Source organism: Zoogloea oryzae (assembly GCF_030161255.1).
GTDB lineage: Bacteria > Pseudomonadota > Gammaproteobacteria > Burkholderiales > Rhodocyclaceae > Zoogloea > Zoogloea oryzae.
This window is the reverse complement of record NZ_BSPX01000002.1, coordinates 66,312-86,502: the sequence shown is the minus strand read 5'-3', so window position 1 is coordinate 86,502 and position 20,191 is coordinate 66,312. Positions and strand designations below refer to the sequence as shown.

The following is a 20,191-nucleotide window of genomic DNA, read 5'->3' as shown; positions in this document are numbered from 1 at the left end:
CGGGATCGGTTGGGGAACCGGGCCGAGTATTCAGGCCGGGTCGGGCCTTGTCAAGCCGCGCGGCCCAGGAGCACCTCGGCCACGAAGCGGCTGCCCACGTAGGCGAGCATCAGCGCGATGAAGCCGGCGAGCGTCCAGTATTGCGCCTTCTTGCCGCGCCAGCCCTGGAAATGCCGGCCCACCAGCAGGCTGCCGAAGATCAGCCACGAGATGATCGCGAAGACCGTCTTGTGATCGAGCCGGAAGGCCTTGCCGAACAGCGCCTCGGAGAACAGCACGCCGGAGCCCACGGTGAGGGTGAGCAGGACGAAGGCGATGCCGATCAGGCGGAACAGCAGGGTTTCCATCGTGAGCAGCGGCGGCAGCGCGGCGAAGGCGCGGGTGAGGTGGGCGCCGTGCAGCCGGCGCTCGGCGACGGACATCAGCATGGCGTGGAGGGCCGCCAGGGTGAACAGGCTGTAGGCCAGCATCGCCACCACGAAGTGGGCGCGGAACAGCGGGGCGCTGGCGTTCTCGAGCACGTGGGCGCCGGGGAAGAAGGCCGGCAGCAGCGAACAGACGGCGGCGACGGGCATGCCGAGGGTCTGCAGGCCCTCGAGCCGGGCATAGAGGCTCTCGATCCAGTAGAACAGGATCGCTAGCCACAGCATGAGCGACAGGGCGAGGCTGAAACCGAAGTGGATGCCCTCGGCCGAGAAGAAGGTGCTGTTGAGCGCGAACCCGTGGGCGACGAGGGCCGCGAGCATCAGCACGCGCTCCTTGGGCTGCAGGCCCTGGCGCGGGGCGGAGGTCGGCGCGATCCAGCGGGTGTGCCAGAAATGCACGCCAAGCAGCGCGTACAGGGAGGCGGGGAGGAGATGAAGTAGAATCGCGGGCATCTTCGAAGTTTACCCCAAGCCCTCGGCTACAAACCATCATGCTGGATAACCTCACGACGCGACTTGCCAAAGTCGTAAAAACCCTTCGCGGCCAGGCTCGCCTGACCGAAGACAACATCCAGGACGCCCTGCGCGAAGTGCGCATGGCGCTGCTGGAGGCCGACGTGGCCTTGCCGGTGGTGAAGGATTTCATCGCCCGGGTGAAGGAAAAGGCCGTCGGCACCGAGGTGATCAGCTCCCTCACCCCCGGCCAGGCGCTGGTGGGCGTGGTGCACCGCGAACTCACCGACCTGATGGGCGGCGCCCACACGGGGCTCAACCTGGCCACCCAGCCGCCGGCGATCATCCTGATGGCCGGCCTGCAGGGCGCGGGCAAGACGACCACCACCGGCAAGCTCGGCAAGATGCTCACCGAGCGGATGAAGAAGAAGGTGCTCACGGTCTCCACCGACATCTACCGCCCGGCGGCTATCGCCCAGCTGCAGACGGTGGCCCAGCAGGCGGGCATCGAGTTCTTCCCCTCCACGCCCGACCAGAAGCCGGTGGACATCGCCCTGGCCGCCGTCGATTACGCCCGCCGTCACTACTTTGACGTGCTGCTCGTCGATACCGCCGGCCGGCTCGCCATCGACCAGGTGATGATGGAGGAGATCCAGGCTCTCCACGCCACGGTCAAGCCGATCGAAACCCTGTTCGTCGTCGATGCGATGCTCGGCCAGGATGCGGTGAACACCGCTCGCGCCTTCAACGACGCGCTGCCGCTCACCGGCGTGGTGCTCACCAAGCTCGACGGCGATGCCCGCGGCGGTGCGGCGCTGTCGGTGCGCCACGTGACCGGCAAGCCGCTCAAGTTTGCCGGCGTCGGCGAGAAGCTGGCCGGACTCGAGGAGTTCCACCCCGAGCGGATGGCCAGCCGGATCCTCGGCATGGGCGACATCCTGTCGCTGGTCGAGGACGCCCGCCGCGGCGTGGATGAGGAGAAGGCCAAGGAGTTTGCCCAGAAGCTCAAGAGCGGCAAGGGCTTCGACCTCAACGACTTCAAGGACCAGCTCGGCCAGATGAAGAAGATGGGCGGCCTTTCCAGTCTGCTCGACAAGCTGCCGGCCCAGTTTGCCCAGGCCGCGGGCCAGCTCCAGGGCGGTGTCGAGGACAAGGCGGTGCGCCGCATCGAGGGCATCATCAACTCGATGACGCCGCTTGAGCGCGCCAAGCCGGAGCTCCTCAAGGCCTCCCGCAAGCGCCGCATCGCGGCCGGCGCGGGCGTGACCGTGCAGGAGGTCAATCGCCTCCTCAGCCAGTTCGAGCAGACCCAGAAGATGATGAAGCAGTTCTCCAAGGGCGGCATGCAGAAGATGATGCGGGCCATGAAGGGCCTGATGCCCGGCGGCGGCCTGCGCTGATTGCCGGCCGGCTCCGCCCGGAGCCGGCAAATCCTGTTTGCCGCTGACACGTGGCCGTGGGAGGTGAAGCCGATGAAGTCCGACGACGATCGCTGGCGGCTCGCCGTCGAGGCTTCGGGCGACGCCCTGTGGGACTGGTGTCCTGCTGACGGCTGCATCTTCTCGTCGGCCAGGCTTGGCGAACTCCTCGGCCTGCCCGCGCCCGCGAGCGCCATCGACTGGCGCAGCCATCTCCATCCGGACGACCGCGACAGCGTGCTCGCCAGCCTCGACGAATGCCTTGGCGCGGCGGGTAAGGGGTTCGACGCGGAGTTCCGGCTGCGCTGTCGGAAAGGCCGGCACCGCTGGTTCTCCGCCCGCGGCGGGGTGGTGGCGCGGGATGCGGCGGGGGCGGCGGAGCGCTTCGTGTGCGTGCTGCGCGATGTCACGGTTGCCTGCGAACAGCGCGAAACCCTGCAGGCGTCCGAGCGCCTGTGGCAGTTTGCCCTCGAAGGTCATGGCGACGCCCTGTGGGACTGGACCCTCGACACCGGGATGATCAACATCAGCCCGTCCTTCCGCGCCATCACCGGATGGCCGGACGGCGCCGCGCTACGGGGCAACGACATCTGGCCCGAACGCATCCATCCGGAAGATCTGCGCAAGGCGATGGCCGCCTTCAATGCCCACCTGTCGGGCGGACGGCCGATGACCGAGGTGGAGTTCCGCCTGCTGGTGAGTGACGGCACCTACCGCTGGGTGGCGCTGCGCGGCAAGGTCATGGAGCGCGACGCCCTCGGCCGGCCGTCGCGGATGATCGGCACCGTGCGCGACGTGCACGATCACTACCTCAGCATCGCCCGCGAAAAGCGCCAGGAGCGCGAGCTGGCCCGCGCGGCGCACCTGATCCACCTGGGCGAGATGGCCTCGGTGTTGTCCCACGAACTCAATCAGCCGCTCACCGCCCTGCGCAATTTCTCTGGTGTGGCCCTGCGCCGTCTCGAGGAGCTGGGCCCGGCCGGCAACCGCATCGCCGAACCCCTCAAGATGATCTCCGAGCAGGCCATGCGGGCGGGCGACATCGTGCATCGGGTGCGCGGCTTCGTGCGCCGGGGCGGGCTCAAATCCGCGCCGGTGGCGATGAACAAGGTGGTGCAGAGCGTCGTCCGCTTTGCCGAGTTCGAGGCCCGGGCCCACGCGGTGCAGCTGCTCCTCCAGCTGGCCGAGCCGCTGCCGCTGGTCAATGGCGATCAGGTGCAGCTCGAACAGGTGCTGAGCAACCTCGTCAAGAACGCCATCGACGCCATGAGCGCGGTACCCTGGTCACGCGACCTTGTGATTCGCACGCAGGTCGACCACGATGGAATGGTCGGGGTGGCGGTGATCGATTGCGGCGAGGGGCTCGCCGAATCCGTTCGGCAGGACCCTTTCGCCCCCTTCGCCACGACCAAGCAGGATGGGGTCGGGCTGGGTCTGGCGATCTGTCGCACGATCATCGAGAACCATGGCGGACGAATGTGGGTCGAATCCAGTGATGCGCAGGGTACGACCTTCTGCTTTGCCTTGCCATCGATGCCTGCCGCCTGAGCGGGCACAAAAAAAGAAGCGTCACCAAACAAGAATAATGAGACACCTGGCAGGAGACAAATCATGGACGCGCCGCTCGTGTGCGTGGTGGATGACGATGATGCCGTCAGACTCTCCATCGGCCTTTTGATCGAAACCCTTGGCTTGCCGGTGCGCAGTTTCGCCAGCGCACTGGATGTACTCGAAGACTCCGAAGTGCTGGCAAGAGCCCACTGCCTCGTCCTGGACGTGCGCATGCCCGGGCTCTCGGGCGTTGGCCTGCAGGAACGCCTGATCCGCCTGGCCCATACGGCGCCGATCATCTTCGTGTCCGGGCATGGCGACGTGCCGATGGTGGCGCGGGCGATGCGCGACGGTGCCTTCGACTTCCTCCAGAAGCCCTTCAACGAGCAGGTGCTCCTCGATCGCGTCCAGGAGGCGGTGCAGGTGGCGGCCCACCGACGACGCATGGAGGCCAGGCGAGCCGACATCCAGCGGCGCCTCGATACCCTCACCCTGCGCGAGCGCGACGTGATGGAGGGGATGGTCGCCGGCCGGCTCAACAAGCAGATCGCCGAAGACCTCGGCATCAGCATGAAGACCGTCGAACAGCACCGGGCCCGGGTGATGGAGAAGCTGGAGGCCGACTCCCTGGCCGCGCTGGTGCGCGTGGTGGTGCGCACGGAGCGGGACGACAGCTGAACCTCCGAGCGGGGCGCCTCAGGGTTTTCCCGGATGCGCGAAGGGGAAACGCCGGATTTGGTGGAAACACCTTATTTGGCAGAATCCGTCCCAATGGCTGACGCTGCATTGCACAAAAAATGACGGGTGGAGGAGACTTCCGTCCTGATGCAGACCGGTGCCCCGATCAATTAAGGAGAATCTATGTCGATGCAATTCGGTCCGTTTCAGGACGCTACGCTGGAAAACCTGATCGAGCTGGGCCAGACCCTGGCAACGCAGGTCGAGAAGATGACCCGTCTGCAGGTCGAGACCGGCCTCGAGTCATCCCGCGAGGCCATGGCCGCCACGCAGGCCCTGCTCGCCGTGAAGGATCCGGAAGGGCTCGCCAGCTGGCAGGCCACCTACCTCCAGCCGAATTTCGACCGCGCCGCCGACACTGCCCGCCAGCAGTACGCGGTGCTGATGGAGACCCGCGAGATTCTCGCCGACGCAGTCAAGCAATCCACCGCCGACGCGACCCGCCAGATCCAGGGAAACCTGGACCGCCTGGCCGAGGGCGCGCCCGAAGGTTTTGCGCCGCTGTTCCAGGCCATCCGCAAGGGCCTCGACACTCAGAACGCGGCGTTTGAATCGTTCACCAAGGTGGCAGACCAGCTCGGCGGCATCGCCGAAGCCAATCTGCTGGCCATCAAGGATGTGGCCGTGCCGGCGCCCAAGGCGCGCAGCGCGGCAAAGCGCAAGACCGCTGCCTGACCGGCCGCTCGCAAACACAGGGTTCAAGGGTATTTGGCCGCATCCTCCGGGATGCGGCCATTTTTTTGTCTGAGCGCTTCGCGCTACCATCGCGCCCCATGACGCAAGACGACCTTCACGCCCGGGCCTGGCAGGCCCTGATGAATTCCGCGCCGGATGAAAAATCGGCGCTCACCCACCGCCTTCACGATGACTGGCGCGCCGGCCGGATCGGTGTGCCGCCGGCCAGCCCCGAACCCGTGCAGCCGGTAGACGACCCCGGCCGCCCCAAGCGGCCTGAACTCATTGCCCACACCTCGGTGCCCCGCCGCAAGCCGAATACGCCGGAAGGCCACGCGGCGCTGCTGCACGCCATCGCTCACATCGAGTTCAACGCCATCAACCTGGCGCTGGATTGCGTCTATCGCTTCCGCGATCTGCCGGCGGATTTTTACGGCGGCTGGCTGCAGGTGGCGGCCGAGGAGGCCTACCACTTCGGGCTGGTGTGCGAGCGGTTGGCCGCCCTGGGCCACGCCTACGGGGATTTTCCGGCCCATCGCGGGCTGTGGGACATGGCCGTGAAGACCGCCGACGACCCGCTCGCCCGGATGGCGCTGGTCCCGCGGGTGCTGGAAGCGCGCGGGCTGGACGCCACGCCGCCGATCGTGGCCGGGCTCAGGCGCATCGGCGACGAGGCGACCATCGGCGTGCTCGACATCATCCTGCGGGACGAGATCGTACACGTGGCGCTGGGTGACCGGTGGTTCCGCCACTTCTGCGCCGAGCGCGGGCTCGACCCCGAACCGACCTACCTGGCGTTGATGACTGACTTCGACGCGCCCTGGCCGCCCAAGCCTTTAAACGCCGAAGCCCGCCGGAAGGCGGGCTTCAGTGAGGCCGAGATCATCCGGCTGGAAGGCGGCAGGCCGCGCCGCGCAGATCAGAGCGAGCCGTAGGAATGCAGGCCTGACAGGAACATATTGACGCCGACGAAGGCAAAGGCGGTGACGACGAGGCCGATCACCGCCCACCAGGCCAGCATCGCACCGCGCAGGCCTTTGGTCAGGCGCACGTGGAGCCAAGCGGCGTAGTTGAGCCACACGATGAAGGCCCAGGTCTCCTTCGGGTCCCACTGCCAGTAGGTGCCCCAGGCTTCGGCGGCCCACAGGGCGCCGAGGATGGTGGCGATGGTGAAGAAGGCGAAGCCGATGGCGATGGCCTTGTACATCACGTCGTCGAGCACTTCGGGGGCGGGCAGGCGGCTGGCGAGGATTCCCTTGCGCACCAGCAGGTCGGCCACGCCGATCATCGCCGCCAGCGCGAAGGCGCCGTAGCCGATGAAGTTGGCGGGCACGTGCACCTTCATCCAGTAGCTCTGCAGTGCGGGGATCAGCGGCTGGATCTCCTGAGCCTCGCGGGAGAAGGTGTACCACAGCAGGAAGGCCACTGCCGCCGAGATCACCAGCAGCACGAAGGCGCCCATCCGGCGGGTGGCGTAGCGGCCTTCGTAGTACAGATAGAGCAGGGCGGTGATCAGCGAGAACAGCACGAAGACTTCGTAGAGGTTGCTGATGGGGATGTGGCCGACATCGGTGCCGATGAGGTAGCTCTCGTACCAGCGCACGAAGAGGCCGGTGGTGCCCATCGTGGCGGCGCTCCAGGTGAGGGCGGAGCCTGTCTTCTCGGCGAAGTCGGAGCGGGTCAGGAGGCCCAGCCAGTACGCGCCGGTGGCGATGAAGACCAGCGCGCTCATCCACATGATCGCCGTCTGGCTGGAGATGAGGTACTTGAGGAAGAACACCTTCTCGGCCCGGGCGAGATCGCCCTGATACAGGCTGATGCTGGCGAGCGCCAGCGCCGTCGATACCGCCAGGAAGAGCCGGAAAGGCTTCCAGGCCCAGCCGATGGCGGCGATCGCCGGCACGGTGAGCACCAGGATGAGCTTCTCGTAGATGTCCATGAAGCCGCCGTACTGGCGCAGCGCAAAGGCCGCGCCGCCCGCCAGGGCGAGGGCGAACAGCCAGTCGCCGGGGCTCACGCGGCGGAGCAGGGCGCTGTTGTCGGTGTGGGCAATGTCCATGAATTGGCCTCTTGGGAACGATTGGGGGCCGGTCAGGCCGGTGTTGCAGGTTTGAGGGCGGCGGCAAGGCCGTCCCGATGGCGCCGGAAGGATTCTTCCACGTCCATCGACTTGCGGTTGGAGCTGAGGGCGATGAGCGCCTCACCCGAGTCTTTGATCAGCACGAAGAGCCGACGTTCGCGGATGTAGAGCATTGCGAACACGCCCAGCACCAGCAGCAGCGAGCCGAAATAGACGATGGGCTTGCCCGGCGAGCGGGTGACCTGCAGCACGGTGGCGCGCACCTCGTCGAAACCCGCCAGCTGGAAGAACACCGGCGCGCCGTAGTGCAGGCTGTCGCTGGTGGCGTTGAGGGTGTCGCGCACCAGCCGGCCAGCGGCGCCATCCAGCGTGATGGCGGGCAGGCCGGCGTCGGCGCGGGCGAGCTTCCAGGCTTCCCAGGTGGCGCCTTCGAGGATCTTGATGAAGACGTCGGCGGCCTTGTCGCGCTCGGCTTCGGGGATGGTGCTCTCGATGAACTTGCCGAGGCTCTCGAAACCGCCGATGGCGAAGAGCTCCAGCGTCTTGCGGGTGGTTTCTTCCATCCGGCTTCGCACCGAGGCGTCCATCTGGCCCACGGCGGTGGCGGCAAAGCGCCGGGCGAGTTCGGCGTGACGGGATTTGTCGATCAGCTGGCGGCGGATCATGAACCAGCTGTCGGGCTTGCCGTCGGCGTCCATCGGGATGCGCATGAAGCGGAACTGGGCGGAGGGCGAATCGCGCATGCCCGAGAGCATGTACCAGGCGCCGTCCTGCTGGATGGGCTGCATGTAGGTCTGGTATTCGCGGGCCTGGCCGGCGGAATCCCGCAGCTTGTACTGGAAGCTCGGGCCGACGTTCTGCATGTCCTTCTTGGTGGGCGACTTGGCGCCGCTGCCCAGGTGCTTCTCGAGGTTGGCCATGGTGCCGGCCTCGGCGGGCTGGTCGCTGGCCATGTTCTCGATGTTGAAGGCGCGGAAGCTGCCGAGCTCGAGGGTGTGGTCGAGGCCGGCAGTGGTCACCTTCACGGAGTCGCCGATGGCGCCTTCCAGCGGGAAGTCGTTACGCGCACCGGGGCGCAGGTCGTGGGCGACGAGCTTGAGCTTTGTTCCACCGTCCTCGAAGCTCGCCTGGTACATCATCACGCCATCGAACTCGAAGGGCTTGTTCACCTCGATGGTCTTCTCGACGGATTTGCCGCTGGCGTTGTCGGTGATGATGATGTCGCTGGCGAAGCGCTTGGGCATCCCGCTCTCGTAGTGGTCCAGGTGGAACTTCTTGAGGGACACGCTGAAGGGCAGGTCCTGCAGCAGGATGCCGTCCTGCACGTTGAGGACCGCCACGTTGGCGCTCTTGCCCTCGGGGATGAACACGTTGCCGCGGAAGCTCCAGTTGTCGAGCCCGAGCCGGCTCTCGGGGCCGATGTCGGAGATCAGCTGGTTGCCGCTGGTGACCACCTTGCCGCCCATCGCCATCTGCGCCTTGAGGGGCAGGTTGCCGTCGAGCAGGCCGCCAAGGCAGATCAGCACGATGGCGGAGTGGGCCAGGAAGTAGCCGATGCGTGACCAGCTACCCTGCTTGGCGGCAAGGAGCACGCCGTCGCCACGGGTGTTGCTGCGGGCGGTGAAGCCGGCGCGGGTGAGGTAGGCGCTGGCGGCGGCCTGGGCCTCGGCGGCGGGCAGCGCGCAGGGCACCCGGTCGTGGTGCTGGAACTGGGCGAGGGAGTTTTCCTTGGCGTGCTCGCGGAAGCTGCGCATGTCGAGCAGCATCGGCCGGGTCTGGCGGACGATGCAGACGCTGGTGGAGATCACCAGGAAAGCCAGGATGGTGAGGAACCAGACCGAGTTATAGACCGCGTAGAGGCCGAGCTTCTCGAAGATCGGGAACCAGAACGGGCCGAACTGGTTGAGGTAGTTGTTGTAGGGCTCGTTCTGCTTGAGCACCGTCCCGATGATGGAGGCGATCCCGAGGATCGTCAGCAGGCTGATCGCGAAGCGCATCGAACTGAGCAGTTCGTAGAGTGCGCGGGAATTGCTGCGGTGTCGCATGGGTGGTGTCGGGCAGAAGTGCGAGGGAATAACGGTCGGGACCTGCGTTGCCGGCCGCGGATTGGAACGGAAAAAGGGGTGGCCTAGACCACCCCTTTTTTATAGCTGCCAGGCGCCGGAAAGCGCCTTGACTCAGCGCAAGCCGGCGGCGTAGTCGGCGACGGCCTTGATTTCCGGATCGGTCATCTTGAGGGCGATGGTGCGCATCATCTTGGCCGGATCGTTGGCACGTTCGCCAGCGCGGAAGGCCTTCAGCTGGGCTTCGGTGTAGTCGGCGAACTGGCCAGCCAGACGCGGGTACTGGGCGGGCAGGCCGGCACCGGCCGGGCCGTGACAGGCCGCACAGGCCGGGATGCCGCGCTTCAGGTCGCCGGCGCGCCACAGGCGCTGGCCGAGTTCGATGGAGGCCTTGTTTTTGGCGGCTTCGGGATTGAGCTTCTGGCCGGCGAAGTAGGCGGCGAGGCCCTTCATGTCGTCGGCGGAGAGGGCTGCAACCATGCCACCCATCACGGCGTTGGCACGTTCGGCCGGCTTGCCGCCTTCGCTCTTGAAGTTGGTCAGCTGCTTGTAGAGGTATTCCGCATGCTGGCCTGCGAGTTTCGGGTTTGCGGGGATCTGGCTGTTGCCGTCGGTGCCGTGGCAGGCACCGCAAACCTGTTCTGCAGTCTGTTTGGCCTTGGCCAGGTCAGGCTGGGTAGCAGCCTTGTCTTGGGCCTGAACCGCGCCGGTGGCCAGAAGCAGCGAAAGCAGCAGGGAACGCTTGATCATGATGTCCTCGGAAGCCAAGAATGTGGATGTCTCAAACCTGCTATTCTATAGCAATTCCAGCCATTTGCGCGATGCAACGACACTGCGTCGTGCCCGTCAGTTCCGCCCCATGTCCCTCTTCAGAAACGCCCAGTTCGAAATCTCCATCGCCAAGCCGAGCGGCCTGCCGCCGCCGAACGGGCCGGAAGTCGCCTTTGCCGGCCGCTCCAACGCCGGTAAATCCAGCGCGATCAACACTCTGGCCAACCACACCCGGCTCGCCTTCGTCTCCAAGACGCCGGGCCGCACCCAGCTGATCAACTTCTTCCGCCTGCAGAACGGCGCGGTGCTGGTGGATCTGCCGGGCTATGGCTATGCCGAGGTGCCCGAGGCCGTGCGTCGCCAGTGGCAGCACCTGCTCGAGGACTACCTCACCAAGCGTCCCAACCTCGTGGGGCTGGTGCTGATCATGGATTCGCGCCATCCGCTCAAAGACCGCGACCGCGTGATGATCGGCTGGTTTGCCCCCAGCGGGCGGCCGATCCACTGCCTGCTCACCAAGAGCGACAAGCTCACCCGCAGCGAGGGGGCGGCCACCCTGGCGGCGGTGCGCAAGGAGCTTGCCGCCTACGGCGAGCAGGTGACGGTGCAGCTCTTCTCCAGCCTCAAGAAGACCGGCATGGAGGAGGTCGAGCGAGTCGTCGGCGCGTGGCTGGCGCCTGATCCTGACACGCTTTGACATTTCTGGCCGCCGAAGCGCGGCGGTGCGTGAAATGACACCGGATTCCGGAAGGGATTCTGTGCTATCAATCGCAATCCCCCGCGCGCTGCCTCCGCTGCTCCAGTCGGCGGCGCATGCCGGTGAGGAATTTTCCGTTTCCACTTTCCGATCTGCCATGGAACTCCAACCCGTCATTCTCTCCGGTGGCTCCGGCACCCGCCTGTGGCCGCTGTCCCGCGAACAGTACCCGAAGCAGCTCCTGGCCCTGGTGGGCGACGAGACGATGCTGCAGGCCACGGCCGGGCGGCTCGCCGGCTTCACGGGGCGTCTGCCGGTCGCCCAGGCGCCGATCGTCGTGTGCAACGAGGAGTACCGCTTCGTCACCGCCGAGCAGCTGCGCTCGGTGGGCCGCAGCAGCCGCAACATCGTGCTCGAACCTGTCGGCCGCAATACCGCGCCGGCCCTGGCCCTGGCCGCGCTCGCGGTGCAGGAATCCGACCCGGTGCTGCTGGTGATGCCGGCCGACCACGTGATCCGTGACCTCGCAGGCTTCCAGGCCGCCATCGACGCCGGCATCCCGGCCGCGCTGGAGGGCGCCATCGTAACCTTCGGCATCGTCCCGGATCGCGCCGAGACCGGCTACGGCTACATCCGCTTCGGCGCCGAGCGCCCGGACGGCAGCAAGGCCATCGCCGCCTTCGTCGAAAAGCCCGACGCCGCCACCGCCCAGCGCTATCTCGATAGCGGCGAATACCTCTGGAACAGCGGCCTCTTCATGGTGCGCGCCAGCACCTGGCTCAAGGCCCTCGCGGCGCTGCAGCCCGCCATGGCCAAGGCCTGCGACGCCGCCTGGCAGGGCGGAGCGCGGGACGCGGATTTCGTGCGGGTGGATAAGGAGGCCTTCGTGGCCTGCCCGTCGGATTCGATTGACTATGCGGTGATGGAAAAGCTTGCCGGTGCCGTCGAGCTGGGGATTCCCGGCTGCGTCGTGCCGATGAGCGCCGGCTGGTCCGACGTGGGGGCGTGGGATGCGCTGTGGGACATCGCCGATAAGGACGGCAGCGGCAACGTCGCCCGTGGCGACGTGTTGTTTGAAGACAGCCGCAACACCCTCGTCTATGCCCAGGACCGCATGGTCGCCTGCGTGGGCCTGGACGACACGGTGGTCGTCGAGACGCCCGATGCGGTGCTCGTCGCCCGCAAGGACAAGACCCAGAACGTCAAGCAGATCGTCGCCGCACTCAAGCTCGAAAAGCGCAGCCAGGCCTCGGCCCACCGCAAGATCCACCGTCCGTGGGGCTGGTACGACTCCATCGACGCCGGCGGGCGTTTCCAGGTCAAGCGCATCGTCGTCAATCCCGGCGCGCGCCTCTCGCTGCAGATGCACCACCACCGGGCCGAGCACTGGATTGTGGTGAAGGGCACCGCCGAAGTCACCAACGGCGAGAAGACCTTCCTGCTGGGCGAGAACGAATCGACCTACATCCCGCTGGGCCACGTGCACCGGCTGGCCAACCCGGGCAAGCTGCCCCTCGAGATCATCGAGGTGCAGTCGGGCAGCTACCTGGGTGAGGACGACATCGTCCGGTTTGAGGATACCTACGGGCGGGGTTGAGGCAGAAAGGGCGGGGCTGGCCGGTCAGGTCGGCTCGGCCACGAAGCCGAAGCGGCTTGCCACTTCGGCCTGCCGGATGCGCCCGACGGGCAGCGTCTGGCCGGCCCAGGCAAGGCTGATTGGCGCGTCGGCGGATTCGAGATCGCCATCCAGATGGGCGCAGAAGGCGGCCAGATCCCGGTCGTCCAGCAGGCCGATGCCGTGCTCGGAGGCGAGCAGCAGGCTGCCTTCCTCGTCGAACCATGCCCCTGAAACCGCGGTCACCGGCTGGCCAGTGTGGGTTTCGAGACTGTCTGGCGCCGCGAGGTGCAGGATCGTCGGGGTGTAATCCAGATCCACGAAAACCTGTTGCGGCCCGTTCTGGAAGAACCAGCGGCCGTCGGCCGTGGCTTCGAAGTTACGATTGATGAAGCCGCGCAGGCCCGGATGGCGGATCGGGCCTTCGGGCACGCACCACTCGCCACGGCGTGACAGCCGCAGCCAGCCGGTGCACGACGGCACGTCGGGCCACTTGGCGAGGGCCAGCCGGACGGCTTCATCCATGGCGCCGCTCCGCCACGCTTACCAGAGCTTCCACCAGGCCTGGGGCTCGGCTTCCGTGCCCTTGCCGGCGAAGTAGCGGCTGTTCGGGAAGTTCTGGCGCATCACGCGCTCGGCGTCCTTGCGCAGCTCGGGCATGTTGAGGGCGTCGTAGCTCTGCACCAGCAGGAACAGCGCCTCTTCAACGGCCGGCGACTGGGGGAAATCCTTGATCGTCGCCTGGGCCCGGTTGGCCGCCGCCACGTAGGCGCCGCGCTTGTAGTAATAGCGCGCCACGTGCACTTCATGGTTGGCCAGCGCATTGACCAGATAGCGCATGCGCAGCTGGGCGTCCGGCGTGTATTTGCTGTCCGGGAAGCGCTGGCTGAGTTCCTTGAAGGTGGCGAATGCTTCGCGGGTCGCCTTCGGGTCGCGCTCGGACAGATCCTGGTTGGCGAGGGTGCCCAGCATGCCCAGGTCTTCGTTGAAGTAGGCGAGACCCTTCAGGTAGTAGGCGTAATCAACGTTGGCGTGATTGGGGTGCAGCTTGATGAAGCGGTCGCAGGCGGCGACGGCGGACACCTGCTCGCCCGACTTGTAGTACGCGTAAGCCACCTCAAGCTGGGACTGCTGGGCGTAGCGACCGTAGGGGTAGCGTGCCTCGAGCTTCTCGAACATCTTGATGGCGCGCTCCCAGGCGCCATCGTTCATGGAATCCTTGGCTTCAGAGTAGAGCTTTTGGGCGTTCCAGCCGACGGTTTCGTCGACCTGATCGGGGAGGCCGCAGCCGGCGAGCAGCAGCACGCCGACAAGCGTTAAACTACGCAGGGTGAAATGCGCCATCGAAAACTCATTGGAAGAAGACTGGCTCGATTATAGCCCAGTCGATCCTTCCCATTCCCCCTCGTCCGCGAGCCCTGTTCCTCTGCGCGAATCGATCCCCGACGATTGCGCCGGAATGCGCGTCGACCAGGCCCTCGCCCGGCTTTTTCCCGAGCATTCCCGCAGCCGCCTGCAGTCCTGGCTCAAATCCGGCCGGATCACCATCAACGGCGCCTCGCCCGATTCCAAGACCAAGGTCTGGGGCGGAGAAACCGTAGCGGTAAGCCCCGAGCCCTCCGAGGCGATGCTCGCCGAGCAGGCCGAGGACATCCCGCTGCAGGTGATCTTCGAGGACGACACCGTGATCGTCATCGACAAGCCGGTGGGGCTGGTCGTCCATCCCGGCAGCGGCAACTGGTCCGGCACGTTGCTCAACGCGCTGCTGCATCACGGCGCGGGTTTTCGTGATTTGCCCCGGGCGGGCATCGTCCATCGCCTCGACAAGGACACCAGCGGCCTGCTGGTGGTGGCCAAGACCCTCGAAGCTCAGACCGATCTGGTGCGCCAGCTCCAGGCTCGCACCGTCAAGCGCCACTATCTGGCGCTGGTGCACGGCGAGCCGCAGCCTTCCGGCGAGGTCAATGCACCCATCGGCCGCCATCCGGTGCAGCGCACCAAGATGGCCGTCGTGCCCGGTGGCCGTGAGGCGCTCACCCGTTACCGCGTGATCGAACGCTTCGCCCGCGCCACCCTGGTCGAATGCGAGCTCGCCACCGGTCGCACCCATCAGATCCGCGTACACATGGCCCACATCGGCCACCCGCTGGTGGGCGACGCCACCTACGGCAAGGCCAAGAGCGCCGATCCGCGGCTCGACGCCTTTCCGCGTCAGGCGTTGCACGCCTGGCAGCTCGGCCTGATCCACCCCAAAACCGGCGAAGCCTGCCGCTGGCAAACACCGTTGCCGGCGGATTTTGACGGGCTGCTTGAAACCCTGCGCGGGAGCGCCAAGCCGTGAGCGACGCCTGGATCGTGCCCGACTGGCCTGCGCCCGCCCGGGTGCGGGCCCTCTCCACCACCCGCGCTGGCGGCGTGAGCGTGGCGCCTTACGACAGCCTCAACCTCGGCACCCACGTGGGCGACGCTCCGGCGAGCGTGGCCGCCAACCGGGCGCAGGTTCGGCGCATCGTGCCGTCCGAACCGGCGTGGCTCAATCAGGTGCACGGCACCGCGGTGGTGGATGCCGCCTCGGTGGCTGGCGTGCCGGATGCCGACGCGTCGGTGAGCCGCACGCCCGGCGCGGTGTGTGTGGTGATGACCGCCGACTGCCTGCCGGTGCTGCTGTGCGACCGTGCCGGCACCGTGGTGGGCGCGGCCCATGCCGGCTGGCGCGGGCTCCATGGCGGGGTGATCGAGGCTACCGTTGCGGCGATGCAGGTGGCGCCGGCGGATGTGATCGCCTGGCTTGGTCCGGCCATCGGGCCGACGGCCTTCGAGGTGGGCGACGAGGTGCGGGCGGCTTTTGTGGCCGCCGACGCCATCGCCGACGCGGCCTTCAAGCCGGCCGGCCAGCCTGGAAAGTGGCTCGCCGACATCTATCTGCTGGCTCGTCAGCGGCTGGCGTCGCTGGGCGTCACCGCGGTTTATGGTGGTGATTGCTGCACGGTTTCCGAGTCGCGGCGCTTCTTCTCCTATCGTCGGGATGGCGTCACCGGACGCATGGGCTCGCTCGTCTGGCTTGCGTGAGCCGTCGCCCGCCGTGACTGGCGGTATACTTCCCGGCCCTTTTTGATTCGAATGACCATGACGCCCCTCGCCTGGATTGTCGTAATGAGTTTTGCCGGCGGGCTGCTGAGCGTGGCGGTGGCATCCGTTCTCGCCTTCACGGCCCGACCTACCTGGGTTCCGGTGCTGATCAGCTATGCCATCGGCGCGCTGCTTGGTGCGGCCTTCCTTGAGGTGCTGCCCCACGCCATCGAGGCCGCCGAAAGCCCCGAAAAGGCCGCGATGAACGTGCTGGCCGGGATCATGCTGTTCTTCGTGCTCGAAAAACTGGTGTTGTGGCGCCACTGCCATGACGAAGGCTGCCAGGGGCACGAGCCCCATGACCACCATGGCCACGGCGGCCATGAACACGACCACGGCCGCAGCGGCCTGCTCATCCTGATCGGCGACACCTTTCACAACTTCGTCGACGGTGTGCTGATCGCCGCCGCATTCGTCGAGAGCACACCCCTCGGGATCGTCACCGCGCTGGCGATCATTGCTCACGAGATTCCGCAGGAAGTCGGCGATTTCGTGATCCTGCTGCACTCCGGCTACAGCAAGACCCGCGCGCTGGTGTTCAACCTGTTGTCGAGCCTGGCCACACTGGTGGGGGGCATCCTGGCCTATGTGGCGCTATCCCACATGCAATCACTGGTGCCGGTGTTTCTCGCGCTGGCTGCCGCGAGTATGATCTACGTCGCGGTAGCCGATCTCATTCCAGGCCTGCACAAACGAACGGAATTGCGCGCCACCGCACAGCAGGTATTATTGATCGCCGCCGGCATTGCCTCGATCGTCCTCGCTCACCCCCTCGCGGAGAGCGCGCTCGGCTGATCTTCGGCGGCGGGCAGGCGTACCAAACAGCCAGAGAAACAGGGAGAGCGGCGCAAGGCCATAAAAGAAAAAAGTCAGCACCCCACCCACGATGGTGGTCTCCGCTGCGGTAGCAAGCAGCGCGACGTAAAGCCAGGCGATAGCAACGATATACATACCCGAATTCTACTCGGCGCGACGAGGCCGGGGTGAAGTGCGGCTTGGTGCGAATGCACCCCGGCAAGCGGGGTGATTCCGCCGGCCTACGATTGGTCGGGCGCGCGTCCGACGACACAACGAGGAGAGCTGGATGTCCGTTACACCCGAGCAGTCTGCCGAAGCGTTGCAAGGCATGTTCAAGTTCGGCCAGTCGATGGCTGCGAATTTTTTCGATTTCCTCTCCAAGCAGGGCGCCGCGTTCCAGCAGGTTGCCCCCGCCCAGGCGCCGCAGCTGCCGCTGCCCGAGGCCGAGGAACTCGCCCGGCTCCAGAAGGAACTCGCCGAATCCCACGCCCGCCTGTGGGCCCACATGTCCCAGGTCAAGCCGGGTGAGCCCGCCGAGCCGCTGGTCAAGCCGCCCGCCGGCGACCGCCGCTTCAACGCGCCCGAGTGGTCGTCCAGCCCGGTCTACGATTACATCCGCCAGGCTTATCTGCTCAACGCCGATTACGTCGCCAAGGTGGCCGACGCGCTGCCGGTGGCCGATGGCCGCACCAAGGCCCGGATGCAGTACCTCACCCGTCAGTACATCGACGCGATGGCCCCGTCCAACTTCGCGGCCACCAACCCCGAGTTCATCCAGTCGGCGCTCGAGACCAAGGGCGAGAGCATCACCCAGGGCATCAAGAACCTGATCGGCGACATGGAAAAGGGCCGCATCTCGATGACCGACGACTCGGCCTTCGAGATCGGCCGCAACCTGGCCACCACGCCGGGCTCGGTGATCTACGAGAACGAGCTGATCCAGCTGATCCAGTACGCGCCGCTGACCGAACAGGTCTACAAGACGCCGCTGCTGATCGTGCCGCCGTGCATCAACAAGTTCTACATCATGGATCTGCAGCCGGCGAACTCGCTGGTGCGCTTCATCGTGGAGCAGGGCTTCACGGTGTTCCTGGTGTCCTGGAAGAACACCAAGGAATCCGAAGCCCACTTCGGCTGGGACGACTACCTCGAGAAGGGCCCGATCACCGCCCTGCAGGTGGTGCGCGACGTCACCAAGGTGGACAAGCCCAACGTGCTCGGCTTCTGCGTCGGCGGCACCATCCTGTCGTCCTCGCTGGCAGTGCTGCGCGGCAAGGGCGAAGACCCGGCCGAGAGCCTCACGCTGATGACCACGCTGCTCGACTTTGCCGACGCCGGCGAGATCGGCTGCCTGGTGGACGAAGCATCGGTGGCCGCCCGCGAAGCGTCCATCGGCCGCGGTGGTGTGTTCTCCGGCCGTGAGCTGGCCCAGGTGTTCTCCAGCCTGCGTGCCAACGATCTGATCTGGCAGTATGTGGTCGGCAACTACCTCAAGGGCAAGACGCCCGAGGCTTTCGACCTGCTGTACTGGAACTCCGACAGCACCAACCTCTCCGGCCCGTTCATCGCGTGGTACCTGCGCAACATGTACCTCGAGAACAACCTGCGCGTGCCGGGCAAGCTCGAGATGCTGGGCGTCAAGGTGGACATGGGCAAGGTCGATCTCCCGGCCTACCTGCTGGCCACCCGCGAAGACCATATCGTGCCCTGGACCAGCGCCTACCTGGTGCGCCAGATCCTCGGCGGCGAGACCACCTTCGTGCTGGGCGCCAGCGGCCACATCGCCGGCGCCATCAACCCGGCCTCGAAGAACCGCCGCAGCTACTGGACCAGCGATTCCACCGCCTCGGTGCCGGAAGAGTGGCTCGAGACCGCCGTCGAACAAAAGGGCAGCTGGTGGCTGCACTGGGCCGAATGGCTCAAGCAGCGCAGCGGCGAGATGATTGCTGCCCGCAACAAGCCGGGCAACGCGAAATACAAGGTGATCGAAGCGGCACCCGGGCGTTACGTCAAGGAAACCGTCTGATCGCACCGCAGCACCCCCTCGGGGCTTGATCCCCGGGGGAGAAAATCAAAAAAAGGTCGGCAGCGAGAGGAATAACGGGGGGCGTTGCCGATTTCAGCTTACCCCCGCACTCACATTTTGAGGGAGAGAGACATGGCACGTGTAGCACTGGTTACTGGCGGTATGGGCGGTCTGGGCGAATCGATCTGCATCAAGCTGGCCGCGCTCGGATACAAGGTCGTCACCACCCACTCGCCGGGCAACGCCAAGGCGGCCGAATGGCTGCAGACGATGAACAACATGGGCTACGGCTTCAAGGCCTACCCCTGCGATGTCGCTGATTTCGACTCGTGCAAGGCCTGCGTCGAGCAGATCACCGCCGACATCGGCCCCGTGGATGTGCTGGTCAATAACGCCGGCATCACCCGCGACATGACCTTCAAGCGCATGACCAAGGCCGACTGGGATGCCGTCATCCACACCAACCTCGACAGCGTCTTCAACATGACCAAGCAGGTCATGGACGGCATGGTCGAGCGCAAGTGGGGCCGCGTCATCAACGTCTCCTCGCTCAACGGCATCAAGGGCGCTTTCGGTCAGACCAACTACGCTGCGGCCAAGGCCGGCATGCATGGTTTCACCAAGTCCCTGGCCCTCGAAACCGCCAAGTCCGGCGTGACCGTCAACACCATCTCCCCGGGTTACATCGGTACCAAGATGGTTCTGGCGATCCCGCAGGAAGTCCTCGAAACCAAGATCCTGCCCCAGATCCCGATGAGCCGTCTCGGCAAGCCGGAAGAAATCGCGGGGCTGATTGCCTATCTCGCCTCTGATGAAGCGGCATTCGTGACCGGTGCCAACATCTCTATCAACGGCGGGCAGCATATGTTCTAATAAGCTTTTCGCACCGCAACAAAAGAAGGAAAGTAAAAATGTCTCAACGCATCGCCCTTGTAACTGGTGCCGTCGGTGGCCTTGGCACCGCTATCTGTAAATCCCTTGCCGCTGCGGGCGTCCGCGTGGTCGGGAATTTCTTCCCTGGCGACCCCGCCAAGGACGCCTGGGTTGAAGCTCGCAAGGCGGAAGGCCTCGATATCCCGCTGTACGGTTTCGACGTCTCCGACTACGAGCAGTGCAAGGCGGCCGTTGAGGCGATCACCAACGAAGTCGGCCCGATCGACATCCTGGTGAACAACGCCGGTATCACCCGCGACAAGTTCTTCCCGAAGATGGAAAAGGGTCAGTGGGATGCGGTCATAGCGACCAACCTCACCAGCCTCTTCAATGTGACCCACACCATTTCCCCGAAGATGGCGGAACGTGGCTGGGGCCGCATCATCAACATCTCCTCGGTGAACGGCGTCAAGGGTCAGGCTGGTCAGACCAACTACTCCGCCGCCAAGGCCGGCGTGATCGGTTTCTCCAAGGCGCTGGCTGCTGAGCTGGCCACCAAGGGCGTGACCGTCAACGCCATCGCTCCGGGCTACATCGGCACCGACATGGTCATGGCGATCAAGGAAGAAATCCGTCAGGGCATCATCGACACCGTGCCGGTCAAGCGTCTTGGCAAGCCGGAAGAAATCGGCGCTGCCGTGGTCTACCTGGCTTCCGAGCTGGCTGGCTACGTCACCGGTGCCACCCTGAACGTGAACGGCGGCCTGTACTACCAGTAATCGGCTGCAACAAGCGTCACAAGGCCCCGCCGTATGGCGGGGCTTTTTTTTGCGCACCGCAGTATAATCTCCGGAGGCGAGTCTATCGCCGCCGAGGAGA

Annotated in this window: 19 protein-coding genes; 13 read left to right on the top strand and 6 right to left on the bottom strand. The window is 65.8% G+C overall.

The genetic code is table 11. The annotated features are described in order from the left end of the window. Window positions 1–50: 50 nt before the first annotated feature. Complete coding sequence (locus tag QQK25_RS01515; protein ID WP_284186426.1) at window positions 51–878, bottom strand: cytochrome C assembly family protein; 828 nt, start codon at window positions 876–878, stop codon at window positions 51–53. A 38-nt stretch (window positions 879–916) separates the two neighbouring features. On the opposite strand from QQK25_RS01515, the gene ffh reads away from it, so the two are divergent. From ffh to QQK25_RS01490, 5 genes are all read left to right on the top strand, one after another. Then, complete coding sequence (gene ffh, locus QQK25_RS01510) at window positions 917–2,278, top strand: signal recognition particle protein (RefSeq protein ID WP_153161424.1); 1,362 nt, start codon at window positions 917–919, stop codon at window positions 2,276–2,278. A 72-nt stretch (window positions 2,279–2,350) separates the two neighbouring features. Further along, window positions 2,351–3,844 carry a PAS domain-containing sensor histidine kinase gene (locus tag QQK25_RS01505; protein WP_284186425.1) on the top strand — a complete coding sequence of 498 codons (1,494 nt, stop codon included), beginning with the start codon at window positions 2,351–2,353 and terminating at the stop codon, window positions 3,842–3,844. A gap of 63 nt (window positions 3,845–3,907) precedes the next feature. Further along, the gene (locus QQK25_RS01500) at window positions 3,908–4,525 is read left to right on the top strand and encodes a response regulator transcription factor (protein ID WP_284186424.1); all 618 of its coding nucleotides are present in this window, start codon (window positions 3,908–3,910) and stop codon (window positions 4,523–4,525) included. Between the two features lie 189 nt (window positions 4,526–4,714). Then, the gene (locus QQK25_RS01495; protein ID WP_284186423.1) at window positions 4,715–5,260 is read left to right on the top strand and encodes a phasin family protein; all 546 of its coding nucleotides are present in this window, start codon (window positions 4,715–4,717) and stop codon (window positions 5,258–5,260) included. Between the two features lie 98 nt (window positions 5,261–5,358). Next, on the top strand, window positions 5,359–6,195 hold the full coding sequence (locus QQK25_RS01490) for a ferritin-like domain-containing protein (protein ID WP_284186422.1): 837 nt from the start codon (window positions 5,359–5,361) through the stop codon (window positions 6,193–6,195). On the opposite strand, the gene ccsB is transcribed toward QQK25_RS01490, so the two are convergent. From ccsB to QQK25_RS01475, 3 genes are all read right to left on the bottom strand, one after another. Next, on the bottom strand, window positions 6,180–7,319 hold the full coding sequence (ccsB, locus tag QQK25_RS01485) for a c-type cytochrome biogenesis protein CcsB (protein ID WP_284186421.1): 1,140 nt from the start codon (window positions 7,317–7,319) through the stop codon (window positions 6,180–6,182). The two genes, QQK25_RS01490 and ccsB, sit on opposite strands and share 16 nt — an antisense overlap. Window positions 7,320–7,351: 32 nt before the next feature. Next, window positions 7,352–9,385, bottom strand: coding sequence for a cytochrome c biogenesis protein ResB (locus tag QQK25_RS01480; RefSeq protein ID WP_284186420.1), 2,034 nt, complete (start codon window positions 9,383–9,385; stop codon window positions 7,352–7,354). Window positions 9,386–9,517: 132 nt separating this feature from the next. After that, on the bottom strand, window positions 9,518–10,153 hold the full coding sequence (locus QQK25_RS01475; protein ID WP_153161430.1) for a c-type cytochrome: 636 nt from the start codon (window positions 10,151–10,153) through the stop codon (window positions 9,518–9,520). Window positions 10,154–10,262: 109 nt separating this feature from the next. On the opposite strand from QQK25_RS01475, the gene yihA reads away from it, so the two are divergent. Both yihA and QQK25_RS01465 read left to right on the top strand, forming a co-directional pair. Further along, on the top strand, window positions 10,263–10,871 hold the full coding sequence (yihA, locus tag QQK25_RS01470; RefSeq protein ID WP_284186419.1) for a ribosome biogenesis GTP-binding protein YihA/YsxC: 609 nt from the start codon (window positions 10,263–10,265) through the stop codon (window positions 10,869–10,871). A gap of 157 nt (window positions 10,872–11,028) precedes the next feature. Next, window positions 11,029–12,468, top strand: coding sequence for a mannose-1-phosphate guanylyltransferase/mannose-6-phosphate isomerase (locus QQK25_RS01465; RefSeq protein ID WP_284186418.1), 1,440 nt, complete (start codon window positions 11,029–11,031; stop codon window positions 12,466–12,468). 24 nt (window positions 12,469–12,492) lie between these two features. Here QQK25_RS01465 and QQK25_RS01460 read toward each other — a convergent pair whose 3' ends face one another. Beyond that, window positions 12,493–13,011: a DUF2946 family protein gene (locus tag QQK25_RS01460; protein WP_284186417.1), complete on the bottom strand. Its 519-nt coding sequence runs from the start codon at window positions 13,009–13,011 to the stop codon at window positions 12,493–12,495. Window positions 13,012–13,029: 18 nt separating this feature from the next. Further along, window positions 13,030–13,830 carry an outer membrane protein assembly factor BamD gene (locus tag QQK25_RS01455; RefSeq protein WP_284186416.1) on the bottom strand — a complete coding sequence of 267 codons (801 nt, stop codon included), beginning with the start codon at window positions 13,828–13,830 and terminating at the stop codon, window positions 13,030–13,032. Here QQK25_RS01455 and rluD point away from each other — a divergent pair. From rluD to phbB (QQK25_RS01420), 6 genes are all read left to right on the top strand, one after another. Then, window positions 13,817–14,827, top strand: coding sequence for a 23S rRNA pseudouridine(1911/1915/1917) synthase RluD (gene rluD, locus QQK25_RS01450; protein WP_438696418.1), 1,011 nt, complete (start codon window positions 13,817–13,819; stop codon window positions 14,825–14,827). The genes QQK25_RS01455 and rluD overlap by 14 nt on opposite strands. Then, on the top strand, window positions 14,824–15,555 hold the full coding sequence (pgeF, locus tag QQK25_RS01445; RefSeq protein WP_284186415.1) for a peptidoglycan editing factor PgeF: 732 nt from the start codon (window positions 14,824–14,826) through the stop codon (window positions 15,553–15,555). The genes rluD and pgeF overlap by 4 nt, the downstream gene beginning before the upstream one ends. Before the next feature lie 57 nt (window positions 15,556–15,612). After that, window positions 15,613–16,410 carry a ZIP family metal transporter gene (locus QQK25_RS01440; protein ID WP_153161437.1) on the top strand — a complete coding sequence of 266 codons (798 nt, stop codon included), beginning with the start codon at window positions 15,613–15,615 and terminating at the stop codon, window positions 16,408–16,410. Window positions 16,411–16,699: 289 nt separating this feature from the next. Continuing rightward, complete coding sequence (locus QQK25_RS01430; protein WP_284186414.1) at window positions 16,700–18,439, top strand: PHA/PHB synthase family protein; 1,740 nt, start codon at window positions 16,700–16,702, stop codon at window positions 18,437–18,439. A gap of 132 nt (window positions 18,440–18,571) precedes the next feature. After that, window positions 18,572–19,312, top strand: coding sequence for an acetoacetyl-CoA reductase (gene phbB / locus QQK25_RS01425; protein WP_153161439.1), 741 nt, complete (start codon window positions 18,572–18,574; stop codon window positions 19,310–19,312). A gap of 38 nt (window positions 19,313–19,350) precedes the next feature. Continuing rightward, a complete protein-coding gene (gene phbB, locus QQK25_RS01420; protein ID WP_284186413.1) occupies window positions 19,351–20,091 on the top strand; it encodes an acetoacetyl-CoA reductase in 741 nt (246 codons plus the stop codon). Window positions 20,092–20,191: the final 100 nt, after the last annotated feature.